This window comes from Brumicola pallidula DSM 14239 = ACAM 615 (genome assembly GCF_000428905.1).
Lineage (GTDB): Bacteria > Pseudomonadota > Gammaproteobacteria > Enterobacterales > Alteromonadaceae > Glaciecola > Glaciecola pallidula.
This window is the reverse complement of the sequence record NZ_AUAV01000005.1, coordinates 195537-215939: the sequence shown is the minus strand read 5'-3', so window position 1 is coordinate 215939 and position 20403 is coordinate 195537. Positions and strand designations below refer to the sequence as shown.

The following is a 20403-nucleotide window of genomic DNA, read 5'->3' as shown; positions in this document are numbered from 1 at the left end:
AATAAAGGAAGCAGAGATGTTTGCATTTATTGCTCGCCAGCCAATCTTGGACAAAGACCAAGATCTATTTGCCTACGAACTTTTATTCAGAGATGGTGCCAATGGCGCATACCCTGAACATGAACCCAAAAAATCAGAGTTAATCAGTTCAAGATTCAATACATTGGGTATCGATGACATTTCGGGTAATCAACGTGCTTTTATCAATTTTCTGCCAGAAACCGTGATTAACCGTTTTCCCGAAGAGCTGACGGCAGACAATATCATCGTTGAACTAACCCAAAATCCGGCATTCAATACCAGCTTAATGAATGCCTGTGAGTTTCTTAAGAAGTCTGGGTATCAAATTGCATTGAATGACAACCTTCTTCAATCAGCTGTGTTAGCGCCATATCCTTATATCGATATTGTTAAGGTTGATATAAATAAAATCAGTCCTCGAATGCTCGAGAAACACATCCCCACGTTAGCCAATTCAGGTATTCAACTGGTCGCTGAGCAAGTGTCAACACTCGACCAATTTGCCATGTGCCTTGACTTAGGTTTTGATTATTTCCAAGGCTACTTTTTTACTCAAGCTAATACTAAGACTGCAAAATCCTTACCCTCTTCTAAACTAACCTTGTTAGAGTTGATGTCACACAGTGCAACTTCTCAATTTGACTTAGAAAAAGTCGTTTCCATTATTGAACGTGACGCTGCACTGTCGTATTTATTACTACGCTTTATTAATAACCCAATGATCAATAAACGCGAAAAAATTACATCGCTGCGTCATGCCTTGCGTTATCTTGGTGAAGTTGAAGTCAAAAAATTCATTGCACTACTATCCCTCGCCAGTCTAAATGACGAGAAGCCTGTTGAGTTACTACAAGTGTCGGTGGTTAGAGCGAAGTTTTGTGAGCTCTTCGAAATGCATAAGCATGGCAAGAAAAAAGCGATGTCCGCATTTATTGTGGGCTTGTTTTCGCTCCTCGATACAATTTTAGATGGCGAAATGGCGATTATTCTAGAAAAACTACCTATTAGTGAAGATATAAAACAGGCACTACAGGGCGTTGAGGGTGATTATTTACAGTACCTTGAAACAGCGAGAGCATTTGAAAGCGGGTTGTGGGGAAAAATAATGACACAAGCTGCAAAGTTAGATATTTCTCAGAAGGAACTGCATGGTATTTTTAATGATGCCATACGTTGGAGTAATGAAATGCGTCAAGCATTATCGGATTTCTTCCCAAGGGCTAGGCCTTAACGCGAATTAAATAGCACAACATACATACCCAAACAGAGAAGTATCAAATGGGGAAAAACAATCGTTGGTTTCACTAAGTGTCGCAAGTACTCTGATACCAGCGATACTTGTCCTCTTGGCTTTAAGTCCCATGCTGTATTAAACTGAATATGGCCACTGTTAGAGGTGCTAGATAAGTCGCTTTCTATTTTAAGCAACCTATCAGCAAACCTTGACTGAAAGGTCTTCCAGATAGCATCTTGACCCCAGCAGATACTATTGAGTACCAATATTATTTCAGGCTGTTTTAGCTCAAAAACAAACAAAGCGGCAATCAAAATAGCAACTAATTTAATGACCAAAGAGAGCTTTTCAAAAGCATCGAACTGATTTTGTAATGTTGCCCATTCAATCAGTAAAGGATTTTCTTGCAAATGAACTCATCCCTAAATAGAAATAATTGAAAGCGTCTTAAATAATCTCAGTAGACTAAAAAACACAAAAAAAGTAAATACCATTAACGCGGTTCTATATCTTTCACATGACGTTGCACTGATAAGAGTGACCCGGCTATTCCTAAGCTCACAGAAACCGACAACATTACAATTAACGTGCTTAAATCCATCACCGTCAAATCAAAGCTGACTTGGTATTTTTGCATAAAATCTTGCATGCTGTAATCAACCCATAACAAAATGATCAGTACCGTTACCCAGGCCATAATACCGCCTAAAAACCCGTACCAAAAACCAGTATATAAAAAGGGTCTTTGAATGAAAGCATCAGTTGCTCCCACCAGTTTCATGACCACAATTTCATCTCTTTTACTTAAAATATTAAGCCGAATTGTATTACCTATTATGAGCACAACAGCAAAAAATAGCAGCACTGCTAACAGGGTGACTAGATCTTTTGCGATACCGATAAGTGCGTAGAGGCGCTCTAACCATTCAATATCTAATTTACCAATCTCAACTTCTCTTTCTTTACGTAGTTTGTTTAGTAATATACCCGCCGACGTTGGGCTCGAATACTTAACGGTAGGCACAACTAAAACGACGCCTGGTAATGGATTTGTTTCGAGGTAATTCAATGCGTCACCAAGCCCAGATAAGGCTTGAAATTCTTTCAAGCCTTCAGCTGGATTAATATACACGACCTCGGCAACTTCAGGCCATAATCGCAATCGCGTTAATAGCTGTTGAGCACTCGCATCAGTCACTCCGGTCCTTAAAAACAATGAAATCTCTGATGCTTGTTCCCACTGTTGACTGATTTGTTCGGTATTTTTAACTAGCACGTATAGCGTACTGGGTAGGGTGATACTGAAACCTAACACACCAATTGTCATCAAAGAGGCAAATGGCGAACGCCATAGCTCGCCAAGGCTATTTACTGCTTGGCGCAAATGGTCTGTAAAAAACATAATTAGCAATTGGAAAACGCCAATTTTGATAGTTTCAGCACCTTGTGCACGCCCTTTAAACAATAGACTCATACGTACAAACCTTGGTTGGGTTGCTCATCTAGCCCATCGGTTATCATTTGCCCATTTTTAAGCGTCAACGTGCGATACTTCATGCGTGCGATAAGGCCCAAATCGTGGGTTGCTATAAACACAGACACACCGGCTTGATTAAAGTCTTCAAACAGCCTAATAATTTCCATCGAAAGCTTAGGATCAAGATTACCCGTGGGCTCATCTGCTAGTAGTAGCGGAGGACGATTAACCACTGCTCTGGCAATACCAACGCGTTGTTGTTCTCCGCCTGACAATGTAATTGGAAGATTTTTTGCTTTATCACGCAAGCCAACCATTTCCAGCGCAGCGTCAACCCGCTTTGCAATATTTTTTCTGGTGTGGCCTTCAATAACTAGGGGGAGTGACACATTATCAAAAACTGTTTTGTCCATGAGCAACTGATGACTCTGGAAAATCATGCCTATATCTCGGCGAATATAGGCAATTTCTCTGCGCTTTATCGAGCTTAAATTATGACCATTGATGAGCACTCTACCCACAGTAGGCCTTTCCATAATGCTGATTAACTTAAGTAATGTACTTTTTCCTGCGCCGGAATGGCCTGTTAAAAACGCCATTTCGCCCTTCTCGACATGAAAGTCGACTTTTCGCAACGCTTGCTGGCCTCCGGGATAGGTTTTGCTTACCTGCTCAAATTTTATCAACCTAACATCCTTTACTGTTGCTCGGTAACATCCTGGCTAAACAATGCATCAACAAATTGCTGAGCTTCAAATGGACGAAGGTCATCAATACCCTCTCCGATCCCAATATAGCGAATGGGAATACCGAATTGGTCGGCGAGTGAGAAAATGATACCACCTTTTGCCGTTCCGTCTAATTTTGTTAAATTAATACCACTTATGCCAACCGCCTCGTTGAATATTTTGGTTTGACTTACTGCATTTTGGCCTGTGCTTGCGTCAAGCGTTAACATCACCTCATGCGGTGCATCCAGATTAATTTTTTTCATTACTCGAACTATTTTTTTGAGTTCTTCAATTAAATGTTGTTTATTTTGTAGTCGTCCTGCTGTATCAGCAATAAGCACATCAACGCCTTTTGCTTTTGCCGATGCCAGGGCGTCAAATATCACAGATGCACTGTCTGACCCTGTTTGTTGAGCAACCACTGGGATATTATTACGCTCACCCCAAACCTGCAATTGTTCCACTGCAGCGGCTCTGAAAGTATCACCTGCAGCGAGCATTACTTTTTTACCGTCGTTTTGAAACTGCTTAGCTAATTTACCAATGGTGGTGGTTTTACCGACACCGTTAACACCGACCATCAAAATCACGAACGGTTGCTTATTGCCTTGTTCATCGCTTTGAGTGGTTAAATTAAATGGCTGCGAAACCGGTTGCAATAATGCTTTCATTTGCGCTTTGAGGAGGTAGTAAAGCGCTTCACCATCTTTTAGCTGAGAGAGCTTTGCACTTTCAGTGAGACTATTAATAATTTTGGCAGTCGTTGCAATACCAACATCCGCTATAAGCAGCTGCGTTTCTAACTGTTCATATAAATCACTGTCAATCTTTTTACCCGCAAACAGGGATATAAAGCCTGTACCAATGCTTTCTTTAGTGCGAGATAAACTTTGTTTTAAGCGGCTAAAAAAACCGCTCGAACTTGGCTTCTCTATGGTGACAGTGTCGACGGACTGAGGAGTTTGCTCTAATTCGATAGTCGATGAGTCACTTTCAAGAGTCATATTGTCGACATTATCAGCACTCTCAATCTCTGATGTTGATAAATTATCGACCGCAGTTTCTACTATATTTTCAGCTTGAGAAGCGTCATCAGAGGATGCAATGTCTTCTTGCACTGCCCCATGCGCGTTTCCTTCAGTCGTTTCAAGCTGGTTTGTAGGTGGGTTTTTAGCTTGGTCTTTTTTAAACCAATTAAACAGATTTGCCATATTGTTCAAAAAATCCTTAACAGCAGATGGGTAGATTCAGATATAGTTATAAATACAATTCAATACTAACACTTTCATAGCACATGACGCGAGCAAGAAAACAAGCCAATTCAAGCACAGGTTCTATTCGGATAATTGGCGGCAGCCACCGTGGTCGAAAGCTGCCAGTACTCAATGCAGAAGGACTTCGTCCAACAACTGATCGGACTAAAGAAACCTTGTTTAATTGGCTAATGCTAGACGTGCAAGATGCAAGTTGTCTTGACTGCTTCGCTGGGGCGGGATCACTCGGTTTTGAAGCGTTGTCTCGAGGTGCAGAGGTAGTCAGTTTTATGGAGTTGGACAAACAAGCTGCCAAGCAGTTAATGGCCAATAGCGCATTACTTAAATATAGCCCAGAGCAAGCCGGCATTTTGCAGGGCAATACTTTACATCTACTAAGCCAATTTTCAACAACGGTAGATATTATATTTATCGACCCGCCATTTCAGCACAATTTAGTACAACCTTGTATTACGCTTATCGATTCCAGAGGCATTGTGAAGCTAGGTACTAAAATTTACATAGAAAGGGAAGTTAACGGCGACTTATTGCAATTACCCGACCGTTGGCGACTCATTAAAGACAAATCAACTCAACAAGTCAGTGCTCAATTGTATGTAGTGGAGTAGTGGAGTAGTGCAATAGTGGAGTAGTGCAATAACGCCAAAGTCATCCAAGCTAGTCGCCTAAACTAAGACCAATATTAGACATCTCTTGCGCTTTCATTTCGTTACGCAGCGACTTGAAGTCGATAGACTTATCCTTGCACATTGCTAACACTTCAAGTTGAGTTTCAATTTCGAACTGCATCAACGGGTCTTGCTTTATCTCTTCATTACTCAAGTCTGTTGCAGATAGCGCTAGCAAATACGCTTCAACCCCGCCCTGACTCAATTTCGCGACTATGACGGCTCCACCAGGCTCTTCGTCGGACATGAGTTGCAATGTTGCGGTAAGTGCCATGCAAAAATCTAATGCTGGATATACACCAAAATTATCAAAATTTTCTACGTCGGGCGTCACTTCCTCTAACTTTTCTAATTGCACTGCAATATTAATTTTTGCTTTTGATGCATTGAGCCATTCCCAAATCAGGTCAACTAGCTTGGCGGCGAGTTCTTTGTCACCAAATTCACTGACATCACAAAATAATTCATAATTAGGCAGCATTCGTTGCAGCAAGGCGGCAGAAAAAGCAACCGCTGGCTTCTTTGAAAGGTCCCTAACTTGCTGAAAAGTACTCAGCTTGTCGCCCGTGAAATCGCATTTATTTTTTTGTTTAGCGTTTGCATTTGACATTATAGATAACTCAGTTTAAAAATTAATTGCTTGTGCCATATGCACGATTTTTTAGCTTAGCTGATGTTGGAAATAGGTACCAACACCATTCAGCAACATTTGAATTGCTATCATAACGAGTATCATACCCATTAGGCGCTCAACGGCATTCAATCCTTTTTCACCCAGCAAGCGATGAAAAGTATTGGACATAATTAAAATGATTGCACTCGCCAACCAGGCTGCGAACAAGGCAATACTCCATTCAGTCATCTTGTTGGGTCCTTGATTAGATAACAAGATAAGAACAGCCATCGTTGAAGGTCCTGCAATCATAGGCACAGCCAAAGGGACAATAAATGGTTCCTCTCCAGCGGGTAAGCCCATAATACCGCCCGGTTGCGGAAAAATCATTTTAAGTGCGATGATAAACAAAATAATACCACCAGCGATACTGACTGTTTCCTGCTCTATTTTAAGAAAATCGAGAAGGACTTGCCCGCTGTGCAAAAACACCATCAAAATAATTAATGCAAACAACAATTCGCGGATAATGACGATGCGACGACGCTTGGGGTCGATCGTTTTCAAAACCGACATGTAAATTGGTAAATTTCCCAGAGGATCCATGATCAGAAAAAGCATCGTTGCTGCGGATAATATTTCGATCAAATTAGTCTCTCCTGAAAAAGCGGAAGTATGCGCTATTGTGCATTGAAATGGCAGTAAAACACCAAAAAATTCAAGAATATTATCTATATCAACCGCTTTTTATGCTTTTTTCAATACACTAAATAAACGCACTTATGTCGTGATTTTTCTCATAATTTTGTTATACCTGTCGTTAACTAAGCATAGAGCGATTTTCTTATATTAATAAACGGGAGCAAAAAATGGCGTTGATGACTGTGAATGAAGTAGCTGAGTTTCTTGGTGTTCAAGACCTAAGAGTTGAAAGACTCGAAAGAGAAAGTCTATTACTAGCAAAAGAAAAGAACCAAGACAGTGGCCCTTTGTTTGACAGCGCCGACGTTGAAAAATATAAAGAATTGGCGGCAAGACTAGGCGGTCTATAAACCGCCCTGTCCTTGACTCTAGCCGATAAGTTGGTCGGCAATTGTTCTTATACCTATTGCAGTTGCGCCATTTGGCATAATGTCGGTTCCATTTCGATTGTACGCTGCCGCTAGGTCGATATGCACCCAACCTCTTCCGTCATTGCCCACAAAGCGCGATAAGAAGCCGGCTGCATTAGACGCACCGCCTCCACCACCACCTTTAACTGCGCGGCTGTTTGCGGTGTCTGCAAATGGTGACGCACACTGATCTTGATGCCAAGTCATAAGAGGTAAGCGCCAATGCGGTTCATGCACTTTTTGGGCACTGCTTAGAAAAGACGCCTGAAACTCTTCGTCTAAACTAAAAATAGCATTGAATTCCTTACCAACCGCCATGACTGCTGCGCCAGTTAACGTTGCAGCATCAATAATTTTGCGTGCACCTGACGCTGTTGCTGCCATTAAACCATCTGCAAGCACCAAGCGACCTTCCGCATCGGTATTGACTATTTCAACGGTTACGCCATTTTTATACGTGATGATATCGCCCAATTTATAAGCATGGTCGCTTATTAAATTTTCTGCACAACAAAGAAAAAGTTTGGTTCGCTTTTTGAGCCCTTGCATAATTGCAAGTCCAAGCGCACCCGTCACTGTTGCAGCGCCGCCCATATCACACTTCATATCCAACATACCTTCGCTGGATTTAATGCTATAACCGCCACTGTCAAAGGTAATCCCCTTACCTACCAACGCAAAATCAACAACTGCGTCAGGATTGCCAGTTGGATTGTAGTCCAACTCAAGCAGCACCGGTGGACGACTACTGCCGCGACCCACTTCATAAATACCATGCCAGCCGGCTTTAAGTAGTTCTTCGCCGGTTACCATAGTCGTTGTAACATGCTCGGGCGACAATGATTTGATCCATGCCGCAGCCTCGGTAGCTAAGGATACTGGACTAAGTTCTTCAGGTGTTTCGTTCACCAACTGTCGAGTAAACTGCATCGCAGCAAAACGAGTACTTAGGTCGTTTTCATCTGAATTTTTGCACCAAGTAATATTACCTTGAAAACCAGCACCGCAATAACTGGTTACAAATGCCCACTGCTGTTCGGCATCCCACCGGCCCAAGAATTCAATATTTTGTATGCCTAGTGACGCTATTTTTCGCGTTGATTGCTGAATTTGACGCAAATGCAAACTTGCATCGGGAAGGTGCAGTACTGCGCCACCTTCAACAAATGATAGTTTGCTGCTTGCGCCCCATGCAGCAGATGCAGGTTCATGGCTCAATGAAACAAGGAAATTTGACATTATGACTCCAACAGGGTTTTATAAATCGTGTTGCGGCGTATCTCCGCTTGTTCGTACAGTGATTAGTGCGGGCAAATTCGCAAAACGCAATGTTTACGTCAACAAATAATAGTAATAAAAATAACAGCAAAACCATAGAATAAGTACCATAATGTAATATGTACAACGCGCCAATAGGAAAAAACTTGCATGGTTAGGTTCGACCCACCTTTGATACAAGCTGTCCTAATGAAGCGTTATAAGCGTTTTTTAGCTGATGTAAAATTACAAAATGGTGAAATATTAACGGTGCATTGTCCAAATACTGGTTCGATGACAAATTGTGCGCAACCTGGTTGGACAGTATTGTTGAGCAAGTCGGCTAATAAAAAACGCAAATATGCTTATACATGGGAAATGGCAGTCGATAATCAAGGACAATGGATTGGGATTAATACCAATAACGCGAATAAAATAGTAAAAGGCGCACTTGAGCAGCGCAAAATAATAGAATTAGCTGAATATAACCAAATTACGCCTGAATACAAAGTAGGCGATAGCAGAATAGATTTTTTATTGCAGGGCGACGGTATGCCCGACTGCTATGTCGAAGTAAAATCGATGACTCTATGCGAAAATTCACTTGGGCTTTTTCCTGATACCGTTACTCAAAGAGGAACCAAACACGCCAACGAATTAGCTAAATTAGCGAAAGCAGGACATAAAGCAATTTTACTATTTTGTGCGCAACATTCGGGTATAACGCATTTCAACATTGCGAGCCATATTGATGCAGAATATGCTCTAGCAGTGGCAAAAGCAAAAAAAGTTGGTGTTGAAATAATTTGTTATGGTTGCAATTTTTCCAGTGATTTTATTGAGTTAGCTGATTCGATACCAAATTCCAATTAAAAAAAGATTGATTTTTGTGTAAAAATCACCATATTGACGTCCTTAAAGTAAAAAGTGATTTGCAGAATTATTGTATTTACTGCGAAATAATGCATTAAATAAACAAGAAACGACATTATTGTATGATGTTATTTGCCAGTTAACATCAGGCAGAGGGATGCAAAGTGTCGACGTTTAGGAGAAATGGCAAATGCCAACAGGAAAAGCAATAGGATTACTTGGTTTAGCTGACGTTACGCCATACCAAGAAAAGTCCGACGAAGAATATATGAACGATGCTCAAATGAATCACTTCAGGTTGATTCTAAAAGCATGGCGTAACCAACTTCGTCTAGAAGTCGATCGTACCGTTCACCATATGAAAGAAGAAGCGGCTAACTTTCCAGATCCGGTTGACAGAGCGGCGCAGGAAGAAGAATTTAGTTTGGAATTGAGAGCGCGAGATCGCGAAAGAAAGTTAATCAAGAAAATCGAAAAAACGTTGAAGCGCATCGAAGAAGACGATTTTGGTTTTTGCGATACTTGTGGTATTGAAATTGGTATTCGCCGGTTAGAAGCGCGTCCAACTGCAGACATGTGTATAGATTGCAAAACAATGGCTGAGATCAAAGAAAAACAACTACAGGGTTAATCCTGCGGACATTTCTATCGAATTGGTTAAAACCGTGTTAGCGTATGCTACACGGTTTTTTATTGCATATTAAACCACTTATTATTTTTTAATGATCAGGTTTTTGTAATGCACTCCTATGTTGGTCGATTTGCTCCATCCCCTAGCGGACCACTTCACTTTGGTTCATTAGTGTGCGCGTTAATAAGCTTTCTGCATGCTCGCCAAGCAAAGGGTCAATGGTTAGTCAGAATTGAAGATGTTGATACTACGCGAGTCAAAGCAGGTGCCGACCAAATAATATTATCTCAAATCATTGCACATGGAATGTACTGGGACGGTAACATTATTTACCAAACAAATAGACAAGACGCTTATCAAAACGCCGTAGACATATTACATAAAAAACAACTGATTTATGCCTGCTCGTGTTCTCGACAAGCGATCAAGTCAAAAGCAAAATATTACACAGGTACTTGCCGGGATTTGCATTTGCCGTTTAAAAATAACGCCATTAGAATTATTAACACGTGTCATGACTGTCGCTTTCAAGACCTTAACTTAGGCGAAGTCTTGGTTGATCCATTATTCTGTAACGAAGACTTATGCATACAACGAAAAGATGGTCTATTTGCTTACAACCTCGCCGTAGTCGTTGATGACATTAAACAAAACATCACCCATGTAGTTCGCGGTGCTGATCTTATTGATACTACCTTACAACAGCGCCACCTATATTACGTATTAGGTGAAAATTGTCCAAAATACCTGCATTTGCCTACTATTTGTAGCGAAGATGGTAAAAAGTTAAGTAAACAAAATCACGCTACGGCAATTGAAAACAGACGAGCGTCGAAAAACCTAGTGGATGCGTTGACGGTCATTGGCATGTCAAGCAACTCATTGTCAGAAAAAATGACGGTCGAGGAGCTTATTCATTGGGCTTTAGCGCATTGGTCGCCTAGTTTATTAGCAAAGCGAAGAGAAATTCTGATTTCTGCCATAAATACAGTATAATTCATCCACTTAATTTACATTGCGATATAAAGTGCGATTATAGATTGAGGTTATAGATCGCGGTTATAGATCGCGGTTAAATAGAATCTAAGACGGTTTCAAAACAGTATGAGTACGACATACACTACAATAATAACAAAGACGACGCTTAATAGCGTTGTTAATAATAGGTCAAGGTGGCATGCCAAGCACCCCAGCAACAAAAAAATCAGTGATTAACCCGGTAGTTATCCCGAAAGGACAGCACCCAGTAACGTTTTCTGACATTAGTGACAACGCGCTCTCAGTGCTTCGACGACTAAACACGAAAGGATATGAAGCTTATTTAGTAGGCGGCTGTATTCGCGACAAATTGATGGGCAAAGCGCCCAAAGATTTCGATATTGCGACCAATGCAACTCCTGAACAAATAAAAGACTGCTTTCGCAACTGCCGATTGATAGGTCGACGCTTTCGTTTAGCGCACATCGTTTTTGGCAGAGATATTATCGAAGTAGCCACATTTCGCGGACACCATGAAGATGTGAATGCAAACGAAGAAGATAATAAGGTCCAAGTAAAAGGACGCCGCGGCAACCAAGTTGATGATGTGCTGGCAAAACAAGACCAACAAGGTCAATTGTTGCGTGATAACGTATTTGGCAGTATTGAAGAGGATGCCGAACGCCGTGATTTTACTTTTAATGCGATGTATTTTAGTGCAAAAGATCAAAGCATCATTGATTTTGCTGATGGAATGACATCCATCAAAGAAAAGAAAATAGAACTCATTGGGGATCCTGCAACGCGTTTTCGCGAAGATCCAGTGCGCATGATCCGCGCTATTCGCTTTAGTTCGAAACTAGGTATGTCGATCCCTGTCGAAGTCGGTGACCAGATTAAAGAACTAGCGCATTTACTTGCCAACATCCCTGCCGCGAGATTGTTTGAAGAAGTACTTAAGTTGTTAGTGGGTGGTTGCGGACTTCGCACTTTCCATTTGCTGCACGAATATGGGCTATTTGCACAGTTATTCCCACAACTTGCTCCTTTACTCATTGATGATACGTGTAGAGAAATAAAACTCGTTGAAAAAGTGCTTAAAAACACCGATGACCGCATTAACAATGAACAGCGTGTCACTCCAGCCTTTCTGTACGCGGCGTTTCTTTGGTATCCTGTCGAAGAACGCACCCAGTTAATAATGAGTGAGTCTGGCGTTGCATATCATGATGCATTTAATATTGCTGTCGGCGAGGTTTTACATAAGCAAACTCAGCGTATCATGATCCCTAAACGCTTTAGTATGCCGGTGCGCGAAATATGGCAACTGCAGTTACGCTTGCCTAAACGATTCGGACGTCGCGCATATCAAACATTAAGTCACCCGAAGTTTAGAGCTGCTTATGATTTTTTACTGATTAGAGGCGAAATTGAAGGTGGTGATTTGCTTGAATTAGGAGAATGGTGGACAGAGTTTCAAGAAGTGACGCCCGAGCAACGCAAAGATATGATTGCTGATTTGCGTAAAGAATCTGGCGCTCCCAAAAAAAGAAAGTTCAATAAAAAACGGAAAGCTAATTAATCATGTTGTCGGATATTGCTTATATTGGCCTAGGAAGTAATCTTGGCGCTCCTGTAAAACAGCTTGAAAAAGCATTGGAAACGATAGGCATGCACAGCCAAATGGTTTTGCTTGCTAGTTCGCATTTTTACTCCAGTTCACCAATGGGACCTCAAGATCAACCTAACTACGTGAATGCTGTTTGTAAAATTAAGACATCCCTGCAACCGCAAGAGTTATTGGCAACACTACAAAACATTGAAAATCAACAAGGTCGTCAGCGTCAAGGTGATCGCTGGGGTCCTCGTACATTAGATTTAGATATATTGCTCTATAATGATATGTCCTTAAAAACTAAAGACCTCACGCTACCTCACTATGGCATGCACGAAAGAGAGTTTGTGTTAGTGCCATTATTTGAACTTTCGCCCGATTTAATCATGCAGGATGGGCATCCTGTCGCTACCTGGGTTGCCAAATGCAATTTAGAGGGGCTGTATCGTCTTGATACAAAAACGTTTAGTATCAAAATAAACGCTAGTGCGACGTAATTAATAGAGATAAGCAGATGAAAAAAGTGACCACATCAACGCTAATGCAATTAAAGCAAAAAGGCGAAAAAATAGCAGCGCTTACGGCATATGATGCCAGCTTTGCAAAAATGTTTGATGAGCAATTAATCGATGTCATTCTCATTGGTGACTCACTAGGCATGGTACTGAAAGGTCACGACGACACATTGTCTGTTAGCGTCGATGATATTACCTATCATACTGCTTGCGTCCGTAACGGAGTCAACCGAGCCTTTGTTGTAGCGGATATGCCATTTATGAGTTACGCAACGCCAGAACAAGCTTATAACAACGCGGCAAAGGTAATGGCAAGTGGCGCAAGTATGGTCAAGGTTGAAGGTGGTGAGTGGCTCGCACAGACAGTCACCGGACTGGTTGAACGCGGGATCCCTGTCTGCGGACATTTAGGTTTAACGCCTCAATCGGTGCATGTTTTTGGTGGCTTTAAAGTGCAAGGAAGGGAAAATGAACAAGCCCAAAAAATGGTAGCCGCTGCGATTAAACTTGAAACCGCAGGTATTCAATTACTGGTTTTAGAATGTATTCCAAGTTCAGTTGCTAAACTCATCTGTGAAACCTTAAAAATTCCAGTAATAGGGATCGGAGCCGGAGTCAGTACCGATGGACAAATTTTGGTGATGCATGACATGTTTGGTATTAGCGCCAATTATATGCCTAAATTTAGTAAAAACTATTTAGTCGAAAACACTGACATGCGCTCAGCCGTAACCGCCTATATAGACGACGTTAAAGCGACACGTTTTCCTGCTCCTGAACATTCTTTCGAGTAAGTTATATGCAAATAGTCTGTGACATACAAACACTAAGAGAAACTCGCCGCGAATGGCAATCACAGAAGCAGGTGATTGCATTTGTGCCGACAATGGGCAACTTACATAATGGGCATTTAAAACTGGTTAAAGAAGCCAAGAAGTACGCAAGTCGAGTGGTCGTTTCAATTTTCGTTAACCCATTGCAATTTGGACCTGACGAAGATCTGGATGCCTATCCAAGAACAATGGAACAAGATAAAGTATCGTTAGCTGAATTGGGCGTTGATGTTTTGTTTATGCCTAAAGTCAGTGATATATACAGCAGGGGTTTAGAACAGCAAACTTTTGTTGAGGTACCCGGCCTATCTTATATGATTTGCGGTGCAAGTCGTCCTGGCCATTTCCGAGGCGTTGCTACTATCGTGTGTAAATTATTTAATATGGTGCAGCCAAATATGGCTTTTTTTGGAGAAAAAGACTTTCAGCAGTTGCAAGTGATTAAGGCCATGGTGACTGATTTATCTATGAATTTGACCATACATGGGGTCACCACAGAGCGCGAAGATGACGGCTTAGCGATGAGTTCGAGAAATAATTACTTGGATAAAAAACAACGTGAAATTGCACCGGGCTTGTATAAATTGATCGCAAACATTGCCGTTGAAATAAAAGGGGGTCGCAGAGACTTTTCGATCTTGCTTCAGGAAAATAGAGAACGCTTGGCAAGTATAGGTTTTAAGCCTGATTATATCGATATTCGTTCTGCCAGTAGTTTATTGCAACCAAGTCATGAAGACAAAGAACTGGTTATTCTCGGTGCTGGTTTTTTAGGAAAAACGCGGATTATTGATAACATTCAAGTTCAGATTTAGTTTGAGGCAGTTTTAACTGCCTCCTAAAACCCAGATTCGTTTACTTAGCCCGTAGAAGCCTAGCCGCTTCTTTTGCAAAATAAGTTAGTATTCCATCCGCCCCAGCTCTCTTGAAAGCCAATAATGACTCCATGATAACCGCGTCTTTATTCAACCAACCATTCGCAAATGCAGCTTGATGCATGGCATATTCGCCGCTGACTTGATACGCAAAGGTGGGCACACCAAACTCCTCTTTGCACCGTTGAACGATGTCTAAGTATGGCATTCCAGGTTTTACCATGACCATGTCAGCCCCTTCATTAATATCCAGTTCAATTTCTCTTAAGGCCTCATCTGAATTCGCCGGATCCATTTGATAGTTTTTCTTGTTACCCCCTTTAATATTACCTGCCGAACCCACTGCATCTCTAAATGGACCATAATAGCTAGAGGCATATTTAGCCGAGTACGCCATGATACTCGTATTTTTAAAGCCTTCTAATTCGAGCGCTTCACGTATCGCCCAAATACGCCCATCCATCATGTCTGAAGGAGCAACAATATCGGCACCGGCTTCAGCATGAGATAACGCTTGCTTTACTAACACATCCGTCGTTTCATCGTTCATCACGTAACCATTTTCATCAATCAAACCATCTTGGCCGTGCACAGTGAAAGGGTCGAGTGCGACGTCGGTGATCACCGATATGTCTGGAAATTTTTGTTTTAATGCTTTTACCGCACGTTGAGCTAAGCCCTCCGGATTAAATGCTTCACTTGCACACAGGGTTTTCTTATCAGCTGGCGTCACCGGGAATAAGGCAAATACGTGCACACCTAAATCAATCACCTCCTGTACTTCGTCAATTAGCTTGTCTATGCTAAATCGAAACACGTCAGGCATCGATTCAATTGACTCAAGCTGATTAATACCCTCGATCACAAACATCGGATAAATAAGATCATTAACGGTAAGGACTGATTCACTTACTAATCGTCTGATTGAGGATGTATAACGCAGTCTACGGGGACGGCTAAGTGGAAATTGTGACATATTATTCCTTTATCAATATTTTAAAACACGGCAGACATAACTTGATTTCGTCCGGCCTCTTTGGCTTTGTATAGTAACTTGTCGGCAAATGCGTTGAGCAATTCAGATTCAGAATCTGCCGAAATAACTCGCGTAGCAACGCCAATACTGACGGTAAACTTAATCACCTCTCCTTCGCAATTAAGCTGGCTAGCTTCGGTCATTGCACGAACACGTTCCATCAACACTGCGGCACCTTCCAAATCTGTATTTGGTAAAATAACCACAAACTCTTCGCCGCCATAACGACAAATTGTATCAGAAGGACGCTTAATACATTCCTTAAGAATACCAGTAAAATGCTTCAATGCCTCATCACCGCATTGATGACCATAGGTATCATTCACAGATTTAAAATCGTCAATATCTATCATCGCAATAGCAAGAGGAGTCTTTTCTCGGCGGCTTCTGCGAGCTTCAGCTAACACTTTTTTGTCATATAGTCTTCTATTCGCAACACCGGTCAGAGCGTCGATAGCGGTTTTACGTTCTAGCTCATGATTTGCTTCATTAAGCTCTCTAATAGCAATTTCTAGCTCATAAGTTCTCTCGCCTACCGCATATTCAAGACGGTCTTTTGTTTCTATCTGCAGACGCATTAGTTCTTTCTTTGCTTGCATCGCTTTGTGTTTGTTTTCTCCAGCTTTTATATATGCTTGCTTGGCAGCAATACGTTGCGCGTTAAATCGCATTGCTAGTCCCAGCGCCATGAAAAGGGTTGCTATGGCAGATCCGACCATCATTAGGTAACTCGGTTCGAGTTTCAAACTTATCCAACCGACGCTGTCTACCAATACAAATAAACCACTGAACGACAAGGAACACCAAGCAGCTAACAAATATTTAGCAATTGAGTTTCCTTTAAACGCAATATAAATAGTCGACGAAAATATGACAAACATTATTATTAAGAGCATGGGTGCTAAGATTGAAACCACGACGCTGAAAGGCAGCATAAATATACAAACAATATAGACAACGATCACAACACGAATGGCTTTATAGAACTGGTACAAGAGGTGAAAATCATTTTTAATATCGAGTAACCTAGCTGTAAAAGAACTCGAGAAAAACACCATTGAAGACGCAAAGAACAGGGTTGCATACTGCTGAAAAAGAGTACTTTGAGGCCATAAGAACCGGTACGCTATTCCTTGGCTGCTTGCTAAGGTAACGGCTAAACAAATCACATAACCGGCGTACAACAAGGTGCTTATATTTCGGGATGTAACAAACAAGAATAAATTAATCAGTGCCATTGCAGCCATAAAACCATAAAAAATACCAATAAAGACCCTATGCGAGGCGATAAATTGAATATATTCCTCTTCTGCCCACAGTTTTATAGGAACGTTTATAAGCCCTTGAGTTTCAACACGCAGGTAAAGTGACAGCGTCGAGGCACTATCGGGAATAGCAAAGATGAATTGATCGTGGGCTATTTCTCGTTGCATAAAAGCAAAATCGTCCCCGCTTTTAAATTGACTTAGGATCACAGGTTGTTCATGAGTTTGATCAACAAACCAAACATCTACAAAATCCAAATTTGCGAAGGATACTTCGATTAAACGCTGGTCTTTAGCAGTATTACTTGGTATTTGAACCTTAAACCAATGTGGTTTTGGCGATATCCCAAAGTTACTATGCTTGATGGATTGCCATTCAGAATCAGCCAAATACATGATTTTCTGAATATTATCAGTGGCAGTTGGTGCAATATGTAATTTAGCTTTTTTATTTATCAGCGGAACTTCACTGTGCACTGACGAATTGGAGACCAAACTAAATAGGACAACGCCAAGTAACATAATAAGCACGGCAACCCACAAACCATTGCGATTTGATGCTGTTGCACCGTTTAGGCTGACTTCATTAATTACGTTGTTGCTTTTATTGTTCATTAGAAGCTACCCGACTTTATACAATTTCGACCCGCTTCCTTGGCCTGGTACAAGAGTTTATCAGCAAGTGCCAACATCTTGTCACACTCATTATCTGCGCCAATCACACTCGATGTTACCCCAGCACTAACCGTAAATTTAATACGCTGTCCTTGGGTTTCGACGACTAAACCCTGTACTGCTAGCCTAAATTTTTCAAGTATCTTTTTAGCACCATCAATAGTGGTATCAGGAAGTAAAATTACGAACTCTTCTCCCCCGTAGCGCGACAATGAATCACCGGGGCGCTTTATGATTTTCTTAAGCGTATTAGCAAAGGCTACCAGGCAATCATCTCCGCATTGATGACCGTAACTGTCGTTAACGTTTTTGAAATTATCAATATCGAGTAAGGCGACCGCAAGTGGTTGCTTTTCCCGTCTGCTTCTGGCTGCTTCAGCAAGAATATGTTTTTCAAAAAAACGCCGGTTAGTTAAGCCTGTCAGCGTATCTGTTTCACTCATTCCTTGTAATTCGTCATGTACTTTGGACAAGCCAACTAAGGCCTCTTCAAATTCTTGGGTTCGCGACACTACTTGTTCTTCAAGACTAATTTGTGCTTGTTGTTGCAATGCGAGCACGTCGTCTTGCGCCTGCATGGCATGCACTTCGTTCTCTGCAGCTTCGCTATGGGCTTTTCTTGCTTCGCGGCGCTGCACGCTATAGCTAGTTGCAACAGCAAGAGCCAACAGCAGTGTTTCAGTGGTTGCTCCGACCATTAATAAATAACTGGAATCGATGGGTAAACTGATCCAATGAAAATTATCAGCAGCTGCAGTGAGTCCAGAAAAAAGGAGCGCAAGCCAAGCGGTACTAAAAAATTTAGCAATCTCACTGCCTTTCAACGCTAAACTTAAGCTAACAAGCAATATCACAGGAATAGAAAATAGCAGCAACAGCAGTAGTAACCTAATCATGATCGCATAAGCAACAAAAAGCGAGCAAACAGTTCCCAGGGCATAGATAATGAAAAAGCCCTTAAATACCAAGTAGTATTTTGGGCTTTGCGTTCTCAACTCTAAAATTTGCGATGAGAATACAAGCACAAAGCTCATCATCATAAAAGCAAAAATCGCGGCCGCTCGTTCTTCAAACCAAGGGCTTTGTGGCCAAATGAAGCGGTAACCAAGGCCATGGATAGCGCCAATCAGTAAGGCGAAGGAGAAAACATAACCAGCGTAGGTAATAAACGTGACATTGCGGGTTGTTATAAACAAAAATAGATTAATAAGCCCCATGGCCAGCATATAGCCAAAGAATAATCCCATAAAAAGACGATGTGATGCGGTGTAAACGATATAGTCTTGCTTGTACCAAAGCTTTAGAGGTGCTTTTACCGGACCAGTAGATTGCAACCTTAGCAGCAACTGAATACCCTCTAGTGCATCCGGTAATGGGATTAAAAATTTATCATGAATAATAGGTCGCTCTGAGAACTTAAGGCTATCTCCTAGATTGTAATACTCAACAGTACGGTAATCACTGCCACTGTCGGGATTATAATCGCTGTTGTCATTTTTATGTCGAAACCAAATCTGAATGCTATCTATCATTGCATAGTCAACTTCCAAAACTTGGCTGTTTTGTGTATGTGGGAAGTCAACCTTCAGCCACTGTGAAGCATTCGTTAATCCAAAGTTCTGTTTGTCGTTTTTAACCCAGGCGCCACTTTCAATCTGATCGATAGTATCAATTGTTTGTTCATTTAACACATCTGCAAAATGATAGATTGGTTGTTCTAAAGCGTGCTTTTCGATATCTCGCCCTAATGAAGTGACCATATAAAGCATGAGCGCAGTGAATCCGACTACTAAAACAGCAAGCCAATAGGAATTGTAGGATAGCTCTCGCTCTACGTTGCTCATCAAATAACAGCTAGACCAAATGCTTTATATGTATTTTCAAGCGATACCTCTGAAAGTAGCTCGACATCTATGCCTTTTAAAGCGGCAACCTTATTAGCGACATGTGGTAAAAAACAAGGCTCATTATTTTTTGCTCTTGGTTTCACATTTTTTGGGAACAAATAAGGAGCATCTGTTTCAAGCAACAACCTATCGAGAGGCAAATATTTTACTGCTTGCTGCAAATCAATGCCTCTCTTGTCATCACAAACCCACCCAGTGATACCAATATAGCAACCAAGCTCCAAGTAGGCCTCCATTTGCCTAGTCGACCCTGTAAAACAATGCACAATTGCGTTTGGGATACTGGGTAAATATTCTTTCAATAAGCGAATTTGCGGCTCAAAAGCATCACGTTCATGCAAATAAATCGTTTTGTTGCACTGGGCAGCACAAACCAACTGAGCTTCAAAGGCGCTCAACTGATTTTCTTGTGTTGAAAAGTTACGATTGAAATCCAATCCACATTCACCAATTGCAACCATGTTGTTATCGGACGCTAGTTGATTTAATTGAATAACGACGTCGGCAGAAAAGCCATCTGCATGATGAGGATGAACGCCTGCCGTATAGACCAGTTGTTGAAAGCCGACACTGTCATTATGATTTTGCACAAATGCTTGAGCAGCAAGCGTTTCTTCAAGGTTTGAACTGATGACGCAAAGCTGACCCACTGACTGCCCTGCAGCCCTTGCAATGACGTCGGCTGCACAAAAGCGTCGATCCAGTAAATTGACGCCAATGTCAAACCAATGCATTACATCGCTCTCTTCACTCTAACGCTGCGCCTACCGTCACATTTAGATAAGTAAAATGCATCAATAAAGGTAATCATCA

General features: G+C 41.4%; 21 protein-coding genes. 10 read left to right on the top strand and 11 right to left on the bottom strand.

The genetic code is table 11. The annotated features are described in order from the left end of the window. Positions 1–16: 16 nt before the first annotated feature. The gene (locus tag G399_RS0101005) at positions 17–1252 is read left to right on the top strand and encodes an EAL and HDOD domain-containing protein (protein ID WP_006013562.1); all 1236 of its coding nucleotides are present in this window, start codon (positions 17–19) and stop codon (positions 1250–1252) included. Here the strand turns inward: G399_RS0101005 and G399_RS0101000 are convergent. The 4 genes from G399_RS0101000 to ftsY all read right to left on the bottom strand — a co-directional run bounded on the left by G399_RS0101000 (position 1249) and on the right by ftsY (position 4674). Next, positions 1249–1665 (bottom strand): hypothetical protein, encoded by a 417-nt coding sequence (locus G399_RS0101000; protein WP_006013559.1) that lies wholly within the window; start codon positions 1663–1665, stop codon positions 1249–1251. The two genes, G399_RS0101005 and G399_RS0101000, sit on opposite strands and share 4 nt — an antisense overlap. Positions 1666–1748: 83 nt before the next feature. Next, complete coding sequence (gene ftsX / locus G399_RS0100995; RefSeq protein ID WP_006013557.1) at positions 1749–2729, bottom strand: permease-like cell division protein FtsX; 981 nt, start codon at positions 2727–2729, stop codon at positions 1749–1751. After that, positions 2726–3418: a cell division ATP-binding protein FtsE gene (ftsE, locus tag G399_RS0100990; protein ID WP_006013554.1), complete on the bottom strand. Its 693-nt coding sequence runs from the start codon at positions 3416–3418 to the stop codon at positions 2726–2728. The genes ftsX and ftsE overlap by 4 nt, the downstream gene beginning before the upstream one ends. 11 nt (positions 3419–3429) lie before the next feature. Further along, positions 3430–4674, bottom strand: a complete 1245-nt coding sequence (ftsY, locus tag G399_RS0100985; protein ID WP_006013547.1) for a signal recognition particle-docking protein FtsY — start codon at positions 4672–4674, stop codon at positions 3430–3432. An 83-nt stretch (positions 4675–4757) separates the two neighbouring features. Between ftsY and rsmD the strand changes: the two genes are divergently transcribed. Next, a complete protein-coding gene (gene rsmD, locus G399_RS0100980; protein ID WP_006013545.1) occupies positions 4758–5345 on the top strand; it encodes a 16S rRNA (guanine(966)-N(2))-methyltransferase RsmD in 588 nt (195 codons plus the stop codon). Positions 5346–5394: 49 nt separating this feature from the next. Here rsmD and G399_RS0100975 read toward each other — a convergent pair whose 3' ends face one another. Next, complete coding sequence (locus G399_RS0100975) at positions 5395–6015, bottom strand: YjaG family protein (RefSeq protein WP_006013543.1); 621 nt, start codon at positions 6013–6015, stop codon at positions 5395–5397. Positions 6016–6066: 51 nt separating this feature from the next. Beyond that, positions 6067–6663, bottom strand: a complete 597-nt coding sequence (locus G399_RS0100970) for a YhgN family NAAT transporter (protein WP_026843334.1) — start codon at positions 6661–6663, stop codon at positions 6067–6069. A 224-nt stretch (positions 6664–6887) separates the two neighbouring features. Between G399_RS0100970 and G399_RS0100965 the strand changes: the two genes are divergently transcribed. After that, positions 6888–7070: a hypothetical protein gene (locus G399_RS0100965; RefSeq protein WP_006013538.1), complete on the top strand. Its 183-nt coding sequence runs from the start codon at positions 6888–6890 to the stop codon at positions 7068–7070. An 18-nt stretch (positions 7071–7088) separates the two neighbouring features. Here the strand turns inward: G399_RS0100965 and pepB are convergent, their stop codons facing one another. Next, positions 7089–8369 (bottom strand): aminopeptidase PepB, encoded by a 1281-nt coding sequence (pepB, locus tag G399_RS0100960; RefSeq protein WP_006013534.1) that lies wholly within the window; start codon positions 8367–8369, stop codon positions 7089–7091. A 189-nt stretch (positions 8370–8558) separates the two neighbouring features. Here pepB and sfsA point away from each other — a divergent pair, with 189 nt between their 5' ends. The 7 genes from sfsA to panC all read left to right on the top strand — a co-directional run bounded on the left by sfsA (position 8559) and on the right by panC (position 14647). After that, positions 8559–9260: a DNA/RNA nuclease SfsA gene (gene sfsA / locus G399_RS0100955; RefSeq protein ID WP_026843333.1), complete on the top strand. Its 702-nt coding sequence runs from the start codon at positions 8559–8561 to the stop codon at positions 9258–9260. A gap of 190 nt (positions 9261–9450) precedes the next feature. Next, entirely contained in the window at positions 9451–9891 is a 441-nt protein-coding gene (dksA, locus tag G399_RS0100950; RefSeq protein WP_006013530.1) for an RNA polymerase-binding protein DksA, read from the top strand. Between the two features lie 108 nt (positions 9892–9999). Beyond that, the gene (gluQRS, locus tag G399_RS0100945; RefSeq protein WP_006013527.1) at positions 10000–10887 is read left to right on the top strand and encodes a tRNA glutamyl-Q(34) synthetase GluQRS; all 888 of its coding nucleotides are present in this window, start codon (positions 10000–10002) and stop codon (positions 10885–10887) included. 181 nt (positions 10888–11068) lie between these two features. Next, positions 11069–12451, top strand: a complete 1383-nt coding sequence (pcnB, locus tag G399_RS0100940) for a polynucleotide adenylyltransferase PcnB (protein ID WP_006013524.1) — start codon at positions 11069–11071, stop codon at positions 12449–12451. A 2-nt stretch (positions 12452–12453) separates the two neighbouring features. Next, the gene (gene folK / locus G399_RS0100935) at positions 12454–12981 is read left to right on the top strand and encodes a 2-amino-4-hydroxy-6-hydroxymethyldihydropteridine diphosphokinase (protein WP_006013522.1); all 528 of its coding nucleotides are present in this window, start codon (positions 12454–12456) and stop codon (positions 12979–12981) included. 17 nt (positions 12982–12998) lie between these two features. Further along, complete coding sequence (panB, locus tag G399_RS0100930; protein ID WP_026843331.1) at positions 12999–13793, top strand: 3-methyl-2-oxobutanoate hydroxymethyltransferase; 795 nt, start codon at positions 12999–13001, stop codon at positions 13791–13793. Positions 13794–13798: 5 nt separating this feature from the next. After that, positions 13799–14647, top strand: a complete 849-nt coding sequence (panC, locus tag G399_RS0100925) for a pantoate--beta-alanine ligase (RefSeq protein WP_006013518.1) — start codon at positions 13799–13801, stop codon at positions 14645–14647. A 40-nt stretch (positions 14648–14687) separates the two neighbouring features. On the opposite strand, the gene hemB is transcribed toward panC, so the two are convergent. Genes hemB through G399_RS0100905 form a run of 4 tightly spaced genes read right to left on the bottom strand, consistent with a single transcriptional unit; the run spans position 14688 to position 20324 of the window. After that, entirely contained in the window at positions 14688–15683 is a 996-nt protein-coding gene (hemB, locus tag G399_RS0100920) for a porphobilinogen synthase (RefSeq protein WP_006013517.1), read from the bottom strand. A 20-nt stretch (positions 15684–15703) separates the two neighbouring features. Beyond that, positions 15704–17623, bottom strand: coding sequence for a sensor domain-containing diguanylate cyclase (locus G399_RS0100915; RefSeq protein WP_006013516.1), 1920 nt, complete (start codon positions 17621–17623; stop codon positions 15704–15706). Next, positions 17623–19527 carry a sensor domain-containing diguanylate cyclase gene (locus G399_RS0100910; protein WP_006013515.1) on the bottom strand — a complete coding sequence of 635 codons (1905 nt, stop codon included), beginning with the start codon at positions 19525–19527 and terminating at the stop codon, positions 17623–17625. Before G399_RS0100910 ends, G399_RS0100915 begins: the two co-directional genes overlap by 1 nt. After that, entirely contained in the window at positions 19527–20324 is a 798-nt protein-coding gene (locus tag G399_RS0100905) for a TatD family hydrolase (RefSeq protein WP_006013513.1), read from the bottom strand. The genes G399_RS0100910 and G399_RS0100905 overlap by 1 nt, the downstream gene beginning before the upstream one ends. Between the last annotated feature and the right edge of the window lie 79 nt (positions 20325–20403).

Coding starts and splice junctions, on each gene's coding strand:
- G399_RS0101005 (WP_006013562.1), top strand. CDS start 17: ATGTTTGCATTTATTGCTCGCCAGCCAATCTTGGACAAAGACCAAGAT.
- ftsX (WP_006013557.1), bottom strand. CDS start 2,729: ATGAGTCTATTGTTTAAAGGGCGTGCACAAGGTGCTGAAACTATCAAA.
- ftsY (WP_006013547.1), bottom strand. CDS start 4,674: ATGGCAAATCTGTTTAATTGGTTTAAAAAAGACCAAGCTAAAAACCCA.
- rsmD (WP_006013545.1), top strand. CDS start 4,758: ATGACGCGAGCAAGAAAACAAGCCAATTCAAGCACAGGTTCTATTCGG.
- G399_RS0100975 (WP_006013543.1), bottom strand. CDS start 6,015: ATGTCAAATGCAAACGCTAAACAAAAAAATAAATGCGATTTCACGGGC.
- G399_RS0100965 (WP_006013538.1), top strand. CDS start 6,888: ATGGCGTTGATGACTGTGAATGAAGTAGCTGAGTTTCTTGGTGTTCAA.
- pepB (WP_006013534.1), bottom strand. CDS start 8,369: ATGTCAAATTTCCTTGTTTCATTGAGCCATGAACCTGCATCTGCTGCA.
- sfsA (WP_026843333.1), top strand. CDS start 8,559: ATGGTTAGGTTCGACCCACCTTTGATACAAGCTGTCCTAATGAAGCGT.
- dksA (WP_006013530.1), top strand. CDS start 9,451: ATGCCAACAGGAAAAGCAATAGGATTACTTGGTTTAGCTGACGTTACG.
- gluQRS (WP_006013527.1), top strand. CDS start 10,000: ATGCACTCCTATGTTGGTCGATTTGCTCCATCCCCTAGCGGACCACTT.
- pcnB (WP_006013524.1), top strand. CDS start 11,069: ATGCCAAGCACCCCAGCAACAAAAAAATCAGTGATTAACCCGGTAGTT.
- folK (WP_006013522.1), top strand. CDS start 12,454: ATGTTGTCGGATATTGCTTATATTGGCCTAGGAAGTAATCTTGGCGCT.
- panB (WP_026843331.1), top strand. CDS start 12,999: ATGAAAAAAGTGACCACATCAACGCTAATGCAATTAAAGCAAAAAGGC.
- panC (WP_006013518.1), top strand. CDS start 13,799: ATGCAAATAGTCTGTGACATACAAACACTAAGAGAAACTCGCCGCGAA.
- hemB (WP_006013517.1), bottom strand. CDS start 15,683: ATGTCACAATTTCCACTTAGCCGTCCCCGTAGACTGCGTTATACATCC.
- G399_RS0100915 (WP_006013516.1), bottom strand. CDS start 17,623: ATGAACAATAAAAGCAACAACGTAATTAATGAAGTCAGCCTAAACGGT.
- G399_RS0100910 (WP_006013515.1), bottom strand. CDS start 19,527: ATGAGCAACGTAGAGCGAGAGCTATCCTACAATTCCTATTGGCTTGCT.
- G399_RS0100905 (WP_006013513.1), bottom strand. CDS start 20,324: ATGCATTGGTTTGACATTGGCGTCAATTTACTGGATCGACGCTTTTGT.